Annotated in this window: 14 protein-coding genes; 8 read left to right on the top strand and 6 right to left on the bottom strand. The window is 42.0% G+C overall.

All coding sequences use genetic code 11. The features are described from left to right. Positions 1 to 19: 19 nt before the first annotated feature. The 5 genes from gyrB to dnaA all read right to left on the bottom strand — a co-directional run bounded on the left by gyrB (position 20) and on the right by dnaA (position 6,744). Positions 20 to 1,957, bottom strand: a complete 1,938-nt coding sequence (gyrB, locus tag LFUMFP_RS00070; protein WP_056950013.1) for a DNA topoisomerase (ATP-hydrolyzing) subunit B — start codon at positions 1,955 to 1,957, stop codon at positions 20 to 22. A gap of 60 nt (positions 1,958 to 2,017) precedes the next feature. Further along, on the bottom strand, positions 2,018 to 3,157 hold the full coding sequence (gene recF, locus LFUMFP_RS00065; protein ID WP_056950001.1) for a DNA replication/repair protein RecF: 1,140 nt from the start codon (positions 3,155 to 3,157) through the stop codon (positions 2,018 to 2,020). A gap of 6 nt (positions 3,158 to 3,163) precedes the next feature. Further along, a complete protein-coding gene (gene yaaA / locus LFUMFP_RS00060; RefSeq protein ID WP_025082795.1) occupies positions 3,164 to 3,391 on the bottom strand; it encodes a S4 domain-containing protein YaaA in 228 nt (75 codons plus the stop codon). A gap of 689 nt (positions 3,392 to 4,080) precedes the next feature. After that, positions 4,081 to 5,220, bottom strand: coding sequence for a DNA polymerase III subunit beta (gene dnaN, locus LFUMFP_RS00055; protein WP_025082796.1), 1,140 nt, complete (start codon positions 5,218 to 5,220; stop codon positions 4,081 to 4,083). Between the two features lie 177 nt (positions 5,221 to 5,397). Continuing rightward, the gene (gene dnaA, locus LFUMFP_RS00050; protein WP_025082797.1) at positions 5,398 to 6,744 is read right to left on the bottom strand and encodes a chromosomal replication initiator protein DnaA; all 1,347 of its coding nucleotides are present in this window, start codon (positions 6,742 to 6,744) and stop codon (positions 5,398 to 5,400) included. Between the two features lie 569 nt (positions 6,745 to 7,313). Here dnaA and rpmH point away from each other — a divergent pair. The 3 genes from rpmH (at position 7,314) to yidC (ending at position 8,738) form a co-directional block, all read left to right on the top strand. Continuing rightward, the gene (gene rpmH, locus LFUMFP_RS00045) at positions 7,314 to 7,454 is read left to right on the top strand and encodes a 50S ribosomal protein L34 (protein WP_004265830.1); all 141 of its coding nucleotides are present in this window, start codon (positions 7,314 to 7,316) and stop codon (positions 7,452 to 7,454) included. Between the two features lie 72 nt (positions 7,455 to 7,526). Further along, positions 7,527 to 7,889 carry a ribonuclease P protein component gene (gene rnpA, locus LFUMFP_RS00040; RefSeq protein WP_025082798.1) on the top strand — a complete coding sequence of 121 codons (363 nt, stop codon included), beginning with the start codon at positions 7,527 to 7,529 and terminating at the stop codon, positions 7,887 to 7,889. Between the two features lie 15 nt (positions 7,890 to 7,904). Next, entirely contained in the window at positions 7,905 to 8,738 is an 834-nt protein-coding gene (yidC, locus tag LFUMFP_RS00035; RefSeq protein WP_025082799.1) for a membrane protein insertase YidC, read from the top strand. A gap of 54 nt (positions 8,739 to 8,792) precedes the next feature. Here the strand turns inward: yidC and LFUMFP_RS00030 are convergent, their stop codons facing one another. Next, positions 8,793 to 9,440, bottom strand: coding sequence for a Dph6-related ATP pyrophosphatase (locus LFUMFP_RS00030; protein WP_106482791.1), 648 nt, complete (start codon positions 9,438 to 9,440; stop codon positions 8,793 to 8,795). Between the two features lie 125 nt (positions 9,441 to 9,565). Between LFUMFP_RS00030 and LFUMFP_RS00025 the strand changes: the two genes are divergently transcribed. The 5 genes from LFUMFP_RS00025 to LFUMFP_RS00005 all read left to right on the top strand — a co-directional run bounded on the left by LFUMFP_RS00025 (position 9,566) and on the right by LFUMFP_RS00005 (position 17,728). Next, on the top strand, positions 9,566 to 11,371 hold the full coding sequence (locus LFUMFP_RS00025) for a M3 family oligoendopeptidase (RefSeq protein ID WP_106482790.1): 1,806 nt from the start codon (positions 9,566 to 9,568) through the stop codon (positions 11,369 to 11,371). Between the two features lie 52 nt (positions 11,372 to 11,423). Then, on the top strand, positions 11,424 to 12,143 hold the full coding sequence (jag, locus tag LFUMFP_RS00020; protein WP_025082802.1) for an RNA-binding cell elongation regulator Jag/EloR: 720 nt from the start codon (positions 11,424 to 11,426) through the stop codon (positions 12,141 to 12,143). 156 nt (positions 12,144 to 12,299) lie between these two features. After that, a complete protein-coding gene (mnmE, locus tag LFUMFP_RS00015; protein ID WP_025082803.1) occupies positions 12,300 to 13,688 on the top strand; it encodes a tRNA uridine-5-carboxymethylaminomethyl(34) synthesis GTPase MnmE in 1,389 nt (462 codons plus the stop codon). 28 nt (positions 13,689 to 13,716) lie between these two features. Beyond that, positions 13,717 to 15,609, top strand: a complete 1,893-nt coding sequence (gene mnmG, locus LFUMFP_RS00010; RefSeq protein ID WP_056949999.1) for a tRNA uridine-5-carboxymethylaminomethyl(34) synthesis enzyme MnmG — start codon at positions 13,717 to 13,719, stop codon at positions 15,607 to 15,609. A gap of 493 nt (positions 15,610 to 16,102) precedes the next feature. Further along, positions 16,103 to 17,728, top strand: a complete 1,626-nt coding sequence (locus tag LFUMFP_RS00005) for an ABC-F family ATP-binding cassette domain-containing protein (RefSeq protein ID WP_106482789.1) — start codon at positions 16,103 to 16,105, stop codon at positions 17,726 to 17,728. Positions 17,729 to 18,199 lie beyond the last annotated feature (471 nt).

Genomic DNA, 18,199 nt, shown 5'->3' with positions numbered 1-18,199 from the left:
ATTTCAGTTCAAGCTTTTATTAAGCATCAATACTCTTTGGATCCATATAAACGGCATTTTCTTCAATGAAAATCCGACGCGGTTCAACCCGATCGCCCATCAACATTTCAAAAATTTGATCCGCTTCTTCAGCGTCTTCCACATTGACCCGTAACATCCGACGATTGTCTGGATCCATGGTGGTATCCCATAATTGGCTGGCATCCATTTCACCTAACCCCTTATACCGTTGAACTTCTGGTTTCGGACTTGGTTGCAACGTCCCTAAAACTTCTTGGAGTTCTTCATCTGAATCGATGTAACGCATCATCTTACCCTGCTTAACCCGATACAAAGGGGGTTGGGCAATGTACACGTAACCCGCTTCAACGACGGGCCGCATGTAACGGTAGAATAACGTCAATAACAACGTCCGAATATGGGCGCCATCGACATCGGCATCGGTCATGATGATTAATTTATGATATCGCGCTTTGCTGACATCAAATTCTTGACCAAAACCCGTGCCCATTGCGGTAAATAAGGTCCGGATTTCTTCATTGGCGAGAATTTTTTCCATGCTGGCTTTTTCAACGTTCAAAATCTTCCCACGAATTGGCAAGATGGCTTGCGTTAAACGTGAACGACCTGATTTAGCTGAACCACCGGCGGAATCCCCTTCGACGATGAATAATTCAGAAATTGCGGGATCTTTACTACTATTATCGGCTAATTTCCCGGGCAAGTTTGAAATTTCCAAACCATTTTTCTTCCGAGTCACTTCGCGCGCACGTTTAGCCGCTAAACGTGCTTTAGCAGCGAGTGAGCCTTTGTCGACGATTTGACGAGCAATTGCTGGGTTTTCCATCAAGAACTTCGTAAAGTGATCTGAGAACATCCGGTCAGTCACCGTCCGCGCATCAGAATTACCTAATTTCGTCTTCGTTTGACCTTCAAATTGAGGATCTGGATGTTTAACCGAGACAACGGCCGTTAAGCCTTCACGGACATCTTCCCCCGATAAATTCGTATCGTTGGCCTTTAAAATATTTTGTTTAGTCGCATAATCGTTGATGACCCGCGTTAAAGCCGTCTTAAAGCCGGATTCATGCGTCCCACCTTCGTAGGTGTGAATATTGTTGGCAAACGTCATCAAATTTGTCCGATAATCATTGGTGTATTGTAGCGCGACTTCAACGGTAATTCCGTTTTGTTCGCCTTCAACATAAATCGGTTCGTCTAATAGCGTTTCTTTGCCGTGATCTAAGAATTCAACGTAACTCTTAATCCCACCTTCATAGTGGAATTCTAGTTTTTCATGCGTCGCTGCGCGTTTATCGGTGAACGTTAGTTTTAAACCTTTATTCAAGAATGCTAATTCCCGAATCCGGGTCGTCAAAATTTTATCGTCATAGACGGTTGTTTCAGTAAAAATATCAGGATCTGGTACGAAATGGACTTTCGTGCCGTGTTCATGTTCAGGGGCATCGCCGATTTCTTTGATGGGTGTGTTGACCTTACCACGATTGAAATCGATATAGTAGCGTTTGCCTTCATGCGTGACAACGGCGTCTAACGTCGTTGACAAGGCATTGACGACTGATGCGCCGACCCCATGCAAACCACCAGAAACTTTGTAACCGCCGCCGCCGAATTTACCACCGGCATGCAAGATTGTGAAGACCGTTTCTAAGGCTGATTTACCCGTTTTGGCTTGGATCCCGATTGGAATCCCCCGGCCATCATCGGTGACGGTAATACTATTATCCGCTTCAACGACGACGTTAATTTCCGTCGCAAAACCCGCTAAGGCTTCATCAATCCCGTTATCGATAATTTCCCAAACTAAATGATGGAGACCTTGTGCACTCGTAGAGCCAATGTACATCCCGGGACGTTTACGAACCGCTTCAAGTCCTTCTAAGACTTGAATTTGACTGGCATCATACTCTTTAGCGCGTTCTTCTTTTGCTTCAATCTGTTCTTCTGTTGGTTGATTTAATTGTTCGTCTTCTGCCAAGTGAAATTCCTCCGCTCTCTAGTCTGTTTGTGCTGCTGTTGTTTCAGTGACAACCAACCCGTCGGTCACGTTAAAGACCTTGGGCGTTGCAATAATGTCTTTTTTAACGTTTTCAAGACTAGTCGTCGTTAAAAAAGTTTGCACTTTATTTTGAAACGTCTTTAACAGATGTGTCTGCCGTAAATCATCGAGTTCTGACAAAACATCATCCAATAAAAGAACCGGATATTCACCGGTTTGTTCTTTCATTAAATCAATCTCGGCCAACTTAACACTTAAAGCCGTCGTCCGTTGTTGACCTTGTGACCCAAAAGACTGCACATCCTTATCATTGACGATAAATTGAACGTCATCGCGATGCGGACCGACTAAGCTAGTCCCCTGTTCGATCTCACGACCCTGTTGTTGTTCATACAGTTTCTGAAATGATTGATACAACGTTTCTGAATCTTGACTCAATTGCTCGCTATCGAGCTGTGTTTGATAACGAAACGTTAATTTTTCGCGACCTTTAGTAATTTCTTGATGCAGTTTTTGCGCCCATTTCTCCATTTGTTGCAAGAATTGATAACGCGCAACCGTCACCTCAGCCCCATACGCCGCTAATTGATCAGATAAAACGCCTAAATAGACCAAATCTTTGGCTTGATGCCGTTGGAGTTGTTTCAAATATTGATTACGTTGTTTTAAAATCGCTTTATATTGTGAAATATTGTAGAGATATTTGGCACTCATTTGGCCAAATTCCATATCAATAAACCGCCGCCGGACTGCTGGTGATCCTTTAACGATGTTTAAATCTTCCGGGGCAAATAAGACGACGTTGAGTTGGCCAATGTATTGGGACAACTTAGCTTGCTCTAAATGATTGACCTTGGCTTTTTTGCCTTTATGGCTCAACACCAATTCCAAAGGCACTTGACCAACCGTCCGTTGCACTTGTCCGGTAATTTTAGCAAATTCACTATCCCACTGGATTAATTCGCGATCATTATTGGTCCGATGCGACCGCGCCAAAGCTAAGACGTAGATGGCTTCTAATAAATTGGTCTTACCTTGCGCATTTTCACCAATCAACACATTGGTATCCGGCGAGAATTCTAAGGCCACCTGATCATAATTCCGGTAATGGTCCAATTGGAGCGCACTTAAATACATGGTGTGCTACAAGCTTTCTTGTTTAATGATCTTAAACTGACCGTGATCAGGCACTTCAACCACGTCATCAGCGTATAACTTCCGGCCCCGACGATCATCCGCTTCACCGTTGACTAAGACGGTTGTTTCGCGTAAATACCATTTTGCTTTGCCACCTGTTGAGACAACGCCTTCTTCTTTGAGTAACTGTCCTAATGTCACGAATTCAGCCTCTAGTTGCACTTCTTGTATCATAACAACCCACCATTCTTAATGATCTTAATTAATTTGTGACTAATCTCGAATCTTACTCACAATTATAGACTTTTTTACCCTTAAAAACAAATAAACATCGTTAAAATCGCTTCTCAGCGTTTTTAGCGATTTTAAACATCTCCTACTTGCAAATGCTGAAATCGCTCTAACATAATTTATTTTAGATTTGACCACGATCCCTAATTACACTATTTCTCAAAAAAAGAGCTGTGATATAAGCCTCAGTATTCTGATATTCTTCGACGCGCACCATAACTCAGATTGATAACGTGTAGTCATTCACAGTTTCCTGTGCTTATCGACATTTCGCAACCAAAGTCCAAAGTACGGACTTTATTCACGAAACTAGGCTAATGCTCCGAAACTACCGTGAGTGACAGCACTTAAATCATAGCGTGCTTCTCAGCCAACTTCTTCCGTCTAGCTACGAATCGCAAATTTTGACTAACCCCAGTCATAACTCACAATTCTAGGCTATACTCAGAAGTTAATCGGCTGAGTCAGCACTTAAATCATAACGTGCTTCTCAAGTAGCCTTTTCCGGTTAACTACAAAATCAGCGTTATGATTCAGAGTACAAATCATAACGCTGATTTCTAGGTTAATCCTCAAAGCCTGACCAACTTGAGTCAGCACTCAGTTGCTACCCGCAACCCAACACACTTAATTTAGAACGTCCGTACAGGGGTGATCAATTGAATATAGTGTTCTTGATCCTCACTAGGTACTAAGGTAAATGGGCGTAGTGCTGAAGTGAAGTTGATATTAATCGTGGTTTGGCCAAATGAGCGAAGTGCGTCTTTCATATAATCAGGATTAAATGAAATTTCCAAATCTTCACCCGTTAAGTTTTCGAATTGGAGTGCTTCTTCCACATTCCCGACATCTGGCGAATTACCGTAAATAACGGCCGTTTGATCGGCATTATTTAACGTTAAGCGCACGACGTTGTTCCGACTTTCATGTGATAACAATGAAGCCCGTTCAATGGCGGCTAATAAAACAGGGGCGTTAAATTCGATTTGGGTACTTGAACTGGTTGGAATTAAACGGGCTGTATCAGGATAATTACCTTCCAATAAACGTGAATAGAATGCCAAATTACCCGCTTTAAAGAGCACTTGGTTTTCTGCAATCCGTAATTCAACGTTATCGACATCGTCTGCGAGTGTTCTGGAAAGTTCAATTAAACTCTTCCCTGGAATAATCACGTCGTAATCCGTGTCTTCTGGTAGATCAACCGTCAATTTACGTTGGGCTAATCGATGACTATCGGTTGCAACGGCCAACATTTCGCCGTTGTCTAACACTAAATGCACGCCGGTTAGGATTGGTCGACTTTCTTGATTTGAAACGGCAATTACGGTTTGATGAATTAATTGTTTTAAGACATCCGTACTGATGCTAAATGGATTTTGTCCCGCAATTTCAGGTAAATGAGGATAATTATTAGCATCTAAACCGTTAATTGTAAATTCTGACTTACCTGAACGAATCGTGGTTTGGAAATTATCACCAACAGCAACCATCATTTGGTCTTCTGGTAATTTTTTAACGATTTCACTAAAGAAACGTGCTGGTAACACAATTGAGCCCGTTTCTTCAATCACTAATTGATTCTTTTCATCATTAGTCGCTAAAGTCGCTTCAATAGAAATATCAGCATCACTACCGGTTAATGTTAAGCCTTCTTGAGAAAGCATTAATTTAAGCCCGGTTAAAATTGGAATAGTGGTTTTAGCTGAAATGGCACGTTGAACATCATTAAGCGTTTTGATGAATAAAGCACGATTAATTGAAAATTTCATAAGTCTAATCCTCCGGAGATTTAAGTATATATATATATTAAAGATTTTTAAGTAATAGTAGTAGGGCCTGTGGAAGCTGTGGATAAAGTAGAAAACCTAAAGTGCCAATAGTTTTCCACTTGTGGACAAGTTGTGTAATAACCTCAGGATAACTTTACCAGTTGTCCACAGGCCGTTTTAACCGGTTAACGTATTTTTTAAATCTAAGATGGCCTCTTTTAAATTTTGATCAATGGCCATGCCTTGGCTGATTCGTTCGTGGGCGTGCATGACAGTTGTATGATCTTTACCGCCAAATTCTTGGCCAATTTTGGGTAGAGAGCTATCAGTCATTTCGCGGGCTAAATACATGGCAATTTGCCGTGGTAGGACGATTTCTTTGACCCGTTTGCGGCCTTTTAAATCAGCAATTGTTAAACTGTAATATTTGGCGACCACGGATTGAATCTTCGCGATTGATAATTGGCTGGATTTACCATTCAGTTTCAATCCTTTGAGGGCGTCAGCTGCTAAACCAGTTGTGATTTCAGCATTTTGCATCGTCGCGTAGGCTTGGACCCGCACGAGTGCCCCTTCGAGTTCTCGGACATTGGAATCAATTTGACCCGCAATATAGCTGAGCGTATCTTCCGGAATTTCAAGATGTTCAGCGTCCGCTTTATTTCGTAAAATGGCGATTCGAGTTTCCAAATCAGGTGGTGTGATGTCGACCGATAGGCCCCATTTAAAACGGGAAACTAACCGTTCTTGTAACTTGGGAATTTCATTAGGTAACCGATCAGAGGTCAGGACGATTTGTTTTTTATCATTATATAAATCGTTAAACGTATGGAAGAATTCTTCCTGCGTCCCCTCTTTATCGGCGAAAAATTGGATATCATCAACTAATAAAAGATCGACATTCCGATATTCCTGACGAAATTTTTCCTGATTTTTAGTTTGAATTGAATTAATAAAATCGTTGGCGAATGCTTCACTCGTCACGTATTTTACGTTGGTATCGGGTTTAGATTCCAATAATTGATGCCCAATCGCTTGCATCAAATGGGTTTTTCCTAAACCGACGCCACCATATAAAAAGAGTGGATTATACAAGACACCAGGTTCTTCTGAAACCACGAGTGCTGCGGCGTGCGCCATTTGATTCCCCTTGCCGGTGACGAAGGTGTCAAATGTGTATTTACTATTTAAATGGGTTTCACGCAAAAAAGTCGGTGTTTCAGCTTTCGTTAAAGGCCGCGAAGTGAGTGATTGATCGGCAGCTAAGTTGTCAGATTCCCCAGGCAACACAAAAATAGGGGTCAATTCGATTTCAGCGAATTCATACGCCCCTTCAACGACTTTAGTCGCTAAATTATTTTCCCAATATTCTTTGTGTAGAACTGACGGTACCTCAATCACTAATTCATTCGCTCTAAAAGCAAGTGGTTTGGCGGTTTTAATCCAAGCGTTAAAACCAACCGGGGTTAAATCTGTTTGGAATTTATCCCGCAAATAGTTCCAAAGTTCCTGAAGATCAGGCATGTAGCGTGTCCCCCTTAAATAAAATAACCACTTTATTGAAAAAAACAGCAATCAATAAAGACTAATCCTATTTTAGCATTATGAAAAAAAGTTTTCCACAAGAAGCGCTAAATCCACAAGCTTTATTTTAAAAGTTTTCCACTAATCCACAAGCTTGGGGATTAAGACAAATAACGCTTGTGGAAAAGTAACGAAAAAAATAGTTTTTTAGAGTTATCCACAAAAGTAGTGTGTAAAAGAAGCTATGGTGTTATAATGTTTTTATGAGTTATCAACAGCTCGGAAATGGCCTGTGGATTACTTAAGAACAGCCTGTGATTTTCCGGATAACGCCGATTGTTACTTGGGGATAACAAATTTGGATGATCGACCGGATTGTGCTTATCCACAAAACAAGTCACTAAAAAAATAATAATCGACCGGGATTTATTCAGAACTTTTTTAGAGAAAGTGTTTCAACTTTTGCAGAAATATGCTATTATATTTTAGTGAATGTCGTAGGTGGTATTGATCACCGTTGTTTCTGAATAGGTAACAATAGACACAGTCAATTAGGAGGTGCCAGATTAATGACTACAAAGAGAACTTTCCAACCAAAGAAACGCCATAAAGAACGTGTTCATGGTTTCATGAAACGTATGAATACTAAGAACGGTCGCAAGGTACTTGCAAGACGCCGTGCTAAGGGCAGAAAAGTATTATCTGCATAGGCCACTGATGCTTCAGTGGTTTTTTTATTATCCTCGATTTTAATTTTAAACAAAGAAATGCCGGAGTGAATTATGAGAAAGTCGTACCGTGTTAAGAAGGAACAGGATTTCCAAACCGTTTTTGAAGCTAGCCAATCGGTGGCCAATCGCAATTTTGTGGTTTACCGCTTAGACAAACCTGGCCAAAAACATTTTCGTGTGGGCCTTTCCGTGGGTAAAAAAGTCGGAAATGCAGTCATGCGTAATCAGGTAAAACGGTATATTCGGCAAAGTTTGACCGAATTAAAACCGGATTTGCCGCAAGCTGTTGATTTTTTAGTCATTGCAAGACGGGGTGCCAATCAGTTAACGATGGCGGAAACCAAACAGAACATTAGCCACGTCTTAAAGCTGGCTAAGTTATTAAAGGAAGAAGCAGATTCTGCTTCTGAATAAGTGAGGGATATTGGCGTGAAGTCTAAAAATCGTAAACGACTATTATTAGTCGCTAGTTTGTTCTTATTTATGTTAATCGCAGCAGGGTGTAGTACATCAGCCGTTAATAGCAGTAGTACTGGTATCTGGGATCATTATATTATTTATAATTTCTCACGCTTCCTATTGTGGTTAGCAGATTTGTTCGGTGGTAGTTACGGTTGGGCGATTGTCGCGTTTACTTTAATTATCCGGATTATTATTTTGCCGTTAACTTGGTGGCAAAGTAAGAGTATGTTGAAACAGCAAGAAGTTGCGCCTGAAATTCAAGCGTTACAGAAGAAATACGCTGCTAAAGATACTGAAACGCAACAAAAATTACGTGAAGAAACACAGAAATTATATGCTGAAGCCGGGGTTAATCCGGTTGTCGGTTGTTTACCATTAGTGGTTCAAATGCCCGTTTTGATTGCGTTATACCAAGCAATTTATCGGACAGCTGCTTTAAAATCAGGGACATTCTTATGGATGGAACTGGGTAAAGCCGATCCGTATTTCATTATGGCGATTTTGGCGGCCATCTTTACGTTTGGGACTTCTTATTTAACGATGTTGTCACAACCAACGAAGAATGCGGCGTCATCAGCGATGCTTTGGGTCATGCCGGTCATGATTTTTGTCATGGCGATGAACATTGCCTCAGCCGTTTCTATTTACTGGGTGGTAACCAACGCCTTTTCAGTGGCGCAAACAATGGTGATTCAAAATCCATTTAAGATTCGCCGGGACCGTGCCGCTAAGGAACAAGACAAGCGCGATCGTGAAAAAGCGATTGCGAAAGCGCGCAAAAAAGCAACACGAAAACGTTAATAAATCTAAAAAAAGCTGATTCCTTTGGAATTAGCTTTTTTTGATTTATTGAAGTTAATTGATAATCAGTGAATAGGCGTAGGGGCTTTCGAAAATGCCGGCCGTTTGATACGTAATCGGTTGTTTAAACAAGGGACCATCAACGACTAAGGTATGATATTCACCATTTTCACCACAAACATCTAAATTATGGGCCTGTAAATAATCAATGAAGGTTTGATCGAGTGGCTGGCCGAGGAAAGCTGTTGGGATTTTTGACGCTTTGCTAACGGTTTTAATAATCGCGGTATAACCCCGGTTTAAAAAATGGTGGACATTGGCGGTTCGATCCGCTTGCCACAAAGGTAACAGCGGGATTAATTGCGCGGCATGGGCGACAGTTTCATCCCACTGCCGATTTTGGAGAATGTCGATATCGCCAAAGCCACAATGGGTGACGCCTTGTTTCTGATACTGGGTTAAAGCCGCCACCATGGCCGTTTGATAATCATCAACTTGAGTATTGACGAGTGTGAGGGGTAAGTCTAAGCTGGTACCAATTTGGGTCAGGATTGCGGGCGGCACGCCATGGAACCAAGACCGTTGGATATCGGCGTTCAAACTGGTGATTAAACCGGCTGGTTGGTAGCCCGTCTGAATTAAAGTATCTAGGGCAATCAAACTATCTTTACCTGTGCTGAAACTAAAGCAAAATGAAGTCATTTGAGTAACCTCCTTGTGATTAGTTTAAGATTAACAAGAATTTCCTGGGAAATAAAGAGCAATCATCGCACTTTATAGACAGATTGGTTATAATAAACACCATCAGACTAACTGGAGGACTTAAAATGACATACGCAGAACAGTGGGATTTAGAATCAATCTTCACCGGTGGGTTAAAATCAACCGAATTGACGACGCGTTTACAAACGTTGAAGGCCCAAATTGCGACGACCTTCAAACAAATTAATGATTGGCAATATGCAAAAGAGGCAGCTGACTTTAGCCAACTGCAACAAATTACCAATCAATTACAAGCGATTGAAGATGGGCTAAAACAGACCGGGAGCTTTGTCAACATGCACCAATCCGTTGATGAACGTAACCAACAAGTCGCACCGCTAATGGGCCAAATCAATCAACTCCAAAATGCCGCGACGCAAATTGACGTCCAACTGACCAAAAAATTGGTGACGTTAACGGCGGCTGAGTTTGAAACGTTGGTCGGACAACCACTTTTTGCACCGATTGCGTTTAATTTGCGTGAAAAGCGGACGCAAGGCGCGCAATTATTAGATGAAAAGACTGAACATCTGATTAATCAATTGGCGTTAGATGGGTTACAGGGTTGGAGTGACCATTATGATACGTTGGTGGCTGAAATTCAGATTCCGGATGAGGGTCAATTATTGTCAGCGGGCCAAGCCCAAAATAAATTTGAAGCCGATCCGGATCCAAAAGTACGTCAACGCGTGTTTACCAATTGGTCACAAACTTGGGATCGTTATTCACCGTTATTGACAGACACGCTTAATCATTTAGCCGGTTTTCGGTTGAGCGATTATCAAGCGCACGGGTTAACTGATTTCATGCAGAAACCGTTGGAATACAATCGACTCCAATCAGCAACTTTAAAGACGATGTGGCAAGTTGTCAGTCAAAATAAAGCCCCATTGGTCAGTTTTTTAAACCGAAAAGCGGCCCTGATGGGTAAAACGCAATTGGCGTGGCAGGATACTTGGTCACCCGTAATTGTCGGTGATTTTAAACCTGCGACGTATTCGTATGATCAGGCGGCTGAATTCATTATCCAAAACTTCAAGGCGTTTAGTCCTAAGATGGCGGCCGTTGCGCAACAGGCGTTTGAAAAGCGTTGGATTGAAGCGGAAGATCGACCAGGCAAACAACCCGGTGGCTATATGACTGAATTACCAGAAACGCAAGATTTCCGCATCTTTATGACCTTTGACGGCACGCCGAGTGGGGTATCAACGTTAGCCCACGAATTAGGTCATGGTTTCCACACGATGATGCTGAATGGTTTACCAAGTTGGCGTCAGGATTACGCGATGAACGTCGCTGAAACGGCTTCAACGTTAGCCGAATTAATTGTGGTGGACGCAACAGTTCAGGCCGCGGATTCAATCGAAGCTAAAATCAACTTATTGGATCAAAAAATCACGAATGCGATCGATATGTTCATGAATATTCATGCACGCTATTTATTTGAACATCATTTTTATGCAGAACGGCAAAATGGTTTTGTGCCAACTGCGCGGTTGAAAACGTTGATGTTAGACGCTCAAAAAGAAGCGTATGCGGATGCTTTAACGGATTACGATCCGTTGTTCTGGGCGGATAAACAACATTTCTTCTTTGACGATGTACCGTTCTATAACTTTCCCTATACGTTTGGGTACTTATTCTCATTGGGAATTTATGCGAAGTCGCAAGAAGTTGATCAGTTTGAAGATCAATACATTGCCTTGTTGCAAGATACGGCCAATATGACGACGGAAGCATTAGCCCAGAAGCATTTAGGCGTTGATTTAACCCAACCGGCCTTTTGGCAAGCGGCAGCGACTTCAATTCAAAGTGATATTGATCAATTTATGGCGCTAACCGAGGCCTATTTATCAACTGACGCGCGTTAAAAGACTAGCATGTTATAATAAAGAGAAATACGGAATAATGGGAGGATTGAAAGTGCAAACTTTTCAAGGAGCCAATATTCAAGCAGCGATTGATCAAGGATTGGCCGTTTTAAAGGTCACGCGTGATGAAGTGGCTGTCGAAGTGATTGAAGAAGGCAAAAAGGGGTTTCTGGGATTTGGTAAGAAGCCAGCGGTGGTCGAATTAAAGTTGGTCGCACCGGTTATTAGTGAGGCACCAACCACGACGACGCAAACGGTGGCACCAATTAAACCGACAGCCCACTCGAAACCAGCGAAACGGGTCAAACAAGATGAAGCCGAAGCCGTTCAGGCGGTATCGACTTATTTAAGTCAAATGACCACGCAAATTGGGACCCCGGTCACAATTAAAGTCCAACGACAACATAAAGTGTTAACGTATCATTTGCAGACCGATAAAGAAGGTCTGTTGATTGGCAAACACGGTAAGACAATTAATGCGCTCCAATATTTAGCGCAGACTTACTATAATCATCATGCTAAAGGAAAACAGACGATTATTTTAGAAGTCGGTGATTATCGTAAACGGCGCGCAGCGATTCTAGTGCATTTGGCGGATAAGGCGGCGCGTGAAGTCGTTGCGACCGGTCAATCGGTGAAATTAGACCCCATGCCGGCGTTTGAACGGAAGATTATCCATGGTCATTTAACTGAAAATAGCCATGTGCAAACCCATTCTGAAGGCCATGGCGATCGCCGTTATTTGGTGATTGACAGTAACCGTTCTTTTTAGTGGTTGATAATTGACGTGCGATTGTAATCGTGTATAATGTAATTAATTAAATATCGATAAAGTAGTGAAAGTGCTTTGTCCATTCCGACCTACCAAGGCGCGGAGTGGACGCTAAGCGCTTTTTTTATGCAGCTATTTCAGAAAGGAAGCTTTTGCATGCCAACCAAAGTAACAGAATTTGATACGATTACGGCGATTTCAACACCACCTGGTGAAGGGGCGATTTCAATTGTGCGCCTATCCGGTGATGAGAGTTTGGCGATTATCCAACGGGTTTTTAAAGGAAAAGATTTAACGCAAGTGGCTAGCCATACGATCAATTATGGCCATATTATTAATCCAGAAGATCAAGCCATCGTTGATGAGGTGATGGTTTCTGTCATGCGGGCGCCCAAGACGTTTACGCGTGAAGATGTGATTGAAATTAATTGTCACGGTGGGATTGTCGCCACTAACCGGATTTTACAACTATTGATGAGTTACGGTGCGCGGATGGCCGAACCTGGTGAATTCACGAAACGGGCCTTCTTAAATGGTCGGATTGATTTAACGCAAGCTGAATCCGTGATGGATTTGATTCGCGCTAAAACGGATCGGGCGATGCAAGTCGCCGTCGATCAATTAGATGGTAGTTTAACGCATTTGATCAAAAATCTACGTCAAGAAATTTTAGAAGTTTTAGCCCAAGTCGAAGTTAATATCGATTATCCAGAATACGATACCGACGAAATGACGACGAAGCTATTGCTTGAGAAAGCCCAATTGGTTCAAGGCCGGATTGCGGAACTCTTGCAAACCGCCCAACAGGGTAAAGTGTTGCGTGAAGGGTTAGCGACCGCGATTGTCGGTCGGCCCAACGTTGGTAAATCAAGTTTGTTGAATCATTTATTGCATGAAGATAAAGCGATTGTGACCGACGTCGCCGGAACGACTCGCGACGTGTTAGAAGAATACGTCAATGTCCGCGGCGTGCCATTGAAGTTAGTCGATACGGCGGGGATTCACGAGACAGACGATAAAGTTGAAAAAATCGGCGTTGCGCGCAGTCGCGCGGCCATCATTAAAGCTGATTTAATTTTATTAGTGTTGGATCAAAGTGAACCCTTAACGGTTGAAGATCGTGAATTGCTAGAAGCAACGGCTGATAAGAAACGCATTATTATTTTAAATAAAACTGATTTAACGAACCAAATTGACCGTGCCGAATTATTAACGCTCGTTTCAGAATCGGAATTGATTCAGACCTCGATTTTAACCAGTGATGGTGTCACTGATTTGGAAAACAAAATCGCTAAACTATTCTTTGGTGGGATTGAAAATAGTCAAAGTACGGTCATGATTACCAATGCACGACAAATTGGTTTGTTAAACCAAGCGCAACAATCATTGACGGAAGTCATCAGTGGGATTGCGGCTGGTATGCCAGTTGATCTAGTCCAAATCGATATGACCAACTGTTGGGATCAACTCGGTGAAATTACCGGCGACTCAGCACCTGATGAATTAATTACGGAACTGTTCAGCCAATTCTGTTTAGGAAAATAGTAAAGAGCGAGACAAAGGAGTATTTTGAATGCGCGAATATGATGCAAAACATTATGATGTTGTCGTGGTCGGTGCCGGCCATGCTGGTTCGGAAGCGGCTTTAGCAGCTGCCCGGATGGGTCGCGAAACATTATTATTAACGATTAATTTAGACATGGTCGCCTTTATGCCTTGTAACCCATCATTGGGCGGTCCGGCTAAAGGGATTGTTGTCCGTGAAATCGATGCACTCGGTGGCCAAATGGGTCGCAATATCGATAAAACATACATTCAAATGCGGATGTTAAATACGGGTAAAGGACCGGCTGTCCGCGCATTACGCGCGCAAGCTGATAAGCACGCTTATCACCGAACGATGAAACGCACGATTGAAACGACGCCACATTTAACGCTTCGCCAAGGCATTGCTGAAGGCTTAATCGTGGAAGATGGCGTCTGCAAAGGTGTGATTACGAATACCGGGGCACGTTACACGGCTGATAGTGTGATTTTAACGGCCGGAACAGCCTCACGGGGTAAGATTATTATCGGTGAATTAACGTATTCGTCGGGTCCTAATAATTCGATTCCTTCTATTAAACTCTCAGAAAGTTTAGAAGATAACGGTTTTGTCTTAACGCGTTTTAAAACCGGGACGCCACCGCGAGTTGATGGCACCACGATTGATTTTTCAAAAACGGAAGAACAACCAGGGGATACCGCGCCTAACCACTTTAGTTTTGAAACACCGGATAGCGCCTACCTCAAAGATCAATTATCTTGCTGGATGACGTACACGAATGCGAACACCCATCAAATCATCCGCGATAATCTAGACCGGGCACCGATGTTTACCGGTGTGATTGAAGGGGTCGGTCCACGTTACTGCCCATCGATTGAAGATAAGATTGTCCGTTTTGCGGATAAACCCCGTCATCAGATTTTCTTGGAACCAGAAGGTCGCGAAACCGAAGAATACTATGTCGGTGATTTTTCAACGTCGATGCCTGAAGAAGTCCAACATAAAATGATTCATTCGATTGAAGGATTAGAAAACGCCCAGATGATGCGCCCAGGCTACGCGATTGAATACGATGTCGTTGAACCTTGGCAATTAAAACCCACTTTGGAAACCAAAGTGGTTGAAAATCTCTATACCGCTGGTCAAATGAACGGGACTTCTGGTTATGAAGAAGCTGCCGGACAAGGTTTGATGGCTGGGATTAACGCCGCGTTGAAACAACTCGGACAAGCACCGTTTGTTTTGGACCGTAGTGAAGCTTATATCGGGGTTTTAATTGATGACTTAGTGACAAAGGGCACTAAAGAACCTTACCGGTTATTAACATCACGTGCTGAATACCGGTTGATGTTACGCCACGATAATGCCGATTTACGGTTAACGGCTAAGGGCCACGACTTAGGTTTGATTGATGATGCGCGTTTTGCCGCCTTTGAAATCAAGAAAGCCGCGGTTGAAGCTGAATTAGCGCGACTAGCAACTATTCGGTTGAAACCAACTTCTGAAATCCAAGCCTTTTTAGCCGCTAAGGGTGAAGCGCCATTGAAAGATGGGGTCTTATCCAGTGACTTCTTGAAACGGCCGGAAGTGAAATACGCTGATTTACTAGCGTTCATGCCCGAGATTGACGGTATCGATAATCGGGTCGTTGAACAAGTCGAAATTCAAATCAAATATGCAGGGTACATCGATAAGGAACAAGCCAAAATCGCGAAACTAAAACGCATGGAAGCTAAAAAGATTCCCGAGAATATCGATTACGATGCGATCGAAGGCCTCGCAACAGAAGGTCGTCAAAAGCTACAAAAAATCCAACCTGAAACATTAGCGCAAGCGAGCCGAATTGGCGGGGTCAACCCAGCCGACATCGGTATCTTGAGCGTCTACATCCAACAAGGAAAGATTGCGAAAATCAAATAGAGCGCTGGCTCGAACTGTTTAGGCTTTGAGGATTAACCTAGGAGGAACCATTGTGATTGGGTTTTAATCATGATGGTTCTTCCGTAGTTAACCGGAAAAGACTATTCGAGAAGCGCGTTTAGAGTAAGAGCGCGACTCACACGGTAGGTTCTGAGCATTAGCCTAGTTTTGTGAATAAAGTCCGGGGTAAGGACTTTGTTTGCGAAACGTAGCTAAGCGCAGGAATCTGTGTGAAGAAGCGCGTTTAAGTAGAAGTTGGCTTGGAAGCGCGTTTTGGAGCAGAGTGCCGAGCGAGCGGTTAACCGGAAAAGACTCATTCGATGCTCGTTAATCATGAAAGCGTCGATGCACGAACTCAGGTTAAAATTAGGAATCAAGTTGATAACTAGTCCTGAACTATGGTACAGTTAGAAATATTGTCAATCGTCGAAGCCGGTCGTTTCACATGAAACGGTTGGCTTTTTAGAATTAGAAAGAAAAGTGAGGGAATCAAGTGATAACTGTTAGTGAAATGAGCTTAATGCTTTCTGGGCGTAAGTTATATGAAGATGTTAATTTGAAATTTACCCAAGGTAATTGTTACGGCATCATTGGGGCCAATGGAGCAGGGAAGTCAACTTTCTTAAAACTGTTAGAAGGTAAACTACAACCGTCCGAGGGTCATATTTCAATCGGCGCTAATGAACGGATGTCGAGTTTGAATCAAGATCATTATGCTTTTGAAGAATCTGAAGTATTGGACACGGTCATTCAAGGCCATCAAAAGTTATATGAAGTGATGCAAGCGAAAGACACTTTGTACGCTAAAGCTGACTTTACTGAAGAAGATGGTTTAAAGGCCGCCGATTTAGAAGCTGAATTTGCCGAAATGAATGGTTGGGATGCTGAATCAGAAGCAGCTCAATTGTTACAAGCCTTAGGTATCGATGAATCTTTACACCACGTTAAGATGAGCGAATTGATGGAAGGCCAAAAAATTAAGGTCTTACTTGGTCAAGCTTTGTTTGGTAAACCAGATATTCTTCTATTAGATGAACCAACCAATGGTTTGGATAGTGCATCAGTTGATTGGTTAGAAGATTTCTTAGCTGATTTCCCGAACATCGTCATTGTTGTTTCCCATGACCGTTATTTCTTGAACCAAGTTTGTACACAAATGTGTGACGTTGACTTTGGTAAGATTAAAATGTTCGTCGGTAACTACGATTTTTGGTTAGAATCAAGTAAATTAGCTTCTAAATTACAATCAAACGTTAATACTAAAAAAGAAGAACAAATTAAAGAATTACAAGATTTTATTGCGCGTTTTAGCGCCAATGCCTCTAAATCAAAACAAGCGACATCACGTAAGAAGCAATTAGAAAAGATTACGTTAGATGATATCCAACCTTCTTCACGTAAATATCCCTTCATTAAGTTCGAATATCTTCGTGAATTAGGGAACGATTTGTTGCGTGTTGAAAATATATCGAAGTCCATTGATGGGGTTAAAGTGTTAGACAACATCAGTTTTTCAGTTAAGCCAGATGAAAAAGCCGTTTTTGTTTCTAAAAACGATATTGCCACAGCCACTTTAATGCAAATTTTAGCGGGCGATTTAGAACCAGATGCTGGGACTGTCACTTGGGGTGTCACGAGTCAACAATCATACCTACCGAGAGATACGAATTCTGCCTTTAACAACGATCAATTATCAATTTTGGATTGGTTGCGTCAATTTGCTGCTAAAGAAGAAGACGATAATACGTTCTTGCGCGGTTTCTTAGGGAAGATGCTTTTCTCAGGGGATGAAGTGACAAAAGAAATCAACGTGCTATCCGGTGGCGAAAAGGTTCGCTGTATTTTATCGAAGATTATGTTACAAAAATCAAATACACTTCTATTAGATGATCCTACGAATCATTTGGATCTAGAATCAATTACTTCATTGAATGATGCTTTAATTGATTTCAAGGGCGCATTGATTTTCACATCACATGATCATCAGTTCATTCAAACGATTGCCAACCATATTATCGAAGTTTCGGCTAATGGGGTGGTTGACCGTGCTGAAACAAACTACGATGAATTCTTAGCACATCCAGAATTGAAGAAACAAGTCGCTAAATTATACGAATAGTATTGAAAGGATTAATGCCGCTTTGAGGTATTAATCCTTTTTTATTGGTCTTGATGAAGTCATTAACCGACAAGTAACCGATTTCTAGTCTGTTTTACTAGGGTTTTAGAATTAATTCAAGTTATTTGCAGAAAATCCTTGCATCGATTAAGTCGAGTTGGTATACTAGTAAAGTTGTCGCGAGAGAGCTGTTAAAGTTTAACGGCTTGAAAGATTAATCGAATGTTTCTGAAAAAAACACTTGTTATTAAATCTAAATCGTGATAAGATATTATATGTTGCTTAAGACGTTATAAGTTTTAACTTCTAAACAACGAAAACAATTTTAAAAAGTGTTTGACAGCCGATTGATTATGTGATATAATTAAAAAGTGGTAAACGCAAACGTAGATCTTTGAAAACTGAACAAAGTTTCGACAAATCAAATGTGTAGGGTCGCCCTTCGGGGCACAACATATTTGCGAAGTCAAT

The sequence above is a fragment of the Latilactobacillus fuchuensis genome (genome assembly GCF_900258455.1).
GTDB lineage: Bacteria > Bacillota > Bacilli > Lactobacillales > Lactobacillaceae > Latilactobacillus > Latilactobacillus fuchuensis.
Note: the sequence above shows the minus strand (reverse complement) of the source record. Positions and strands in the feature narration are given on the sequence as shown.

What these genes read in the sequence shown, in the direction of transcription:
- mnmG (WP_056949999.1), top strand. Translation starts at nt 13,717, where the DNA reads ATGCGCGAATATGATGCAAAACATTATGATGTTGTCGTGGTCGGTGCC.
- LFUMFP_RS00030 (WP_106482791.1), bottom strand. Translation starts at nt 9,440, where the DNA reads ATGACTTCATTTTGCTTTAGTTTCAGCACAGGTAAAGATAGTTTGATT.
- LFUMFP_RS00025 (WP_106482790.1), top strand. Translation starts at nt 9,566, where the DNA reads ATGACATACGCAGAACAGTGGGATTTAGAATCAATCTTCACCGGTGGG.
- mnmE (WP_025082803.1), top strand. Translation starts at nt 12,300, where the DNA reads ATGCCAACCAAAGTAACAGAATTTGATACGATTACGGCGATTTCAACA.
- yaaA (WP_025082795.1), bottom strand. Translation starts at nt 3,391, where the DNA reads ATGATACAAGAAGTGCAACTAGAGGCTGAATTCGTGACATTAGGACAG.
- recF (WP_056950001.1), bottom strand. Translation starts at nt 3,157, where the DNA reads ATGTATTTAAGTGCGCTCCAATTGGACCATTACCGGAATTATGATCAG.
- rpmH (WP_004265830.1), top strand. Translation starts at nt 7,314, where the DNA reads ATGACTACAAAGAGAACTTTCCAACCAAAGAAACGCCATAAAGAACGT.
- dnaN (WP_025082796.1), bottom strand. Translation starts at nt 5,220, where the DNA reads ATGAAATTTTCAATTAATCGTGCTTTATTCATCAAAACGCTTAATGAT.
- rnpA (WP_025082798.1), top strand. Translation starts at nt 7,527, where the DNA reads ATGAGAAAGTCGTACCGTGTTAAGAAGGAACAGGATTTCCAAACCGTT.
- dnaA (WP_025082797.1), bottom strand. Translation starts at nt 6,744, where the DNA reads ATGCCTGATCTTCAGGAACTTTGGAACTATTTGCGGGATAAATTCCAA.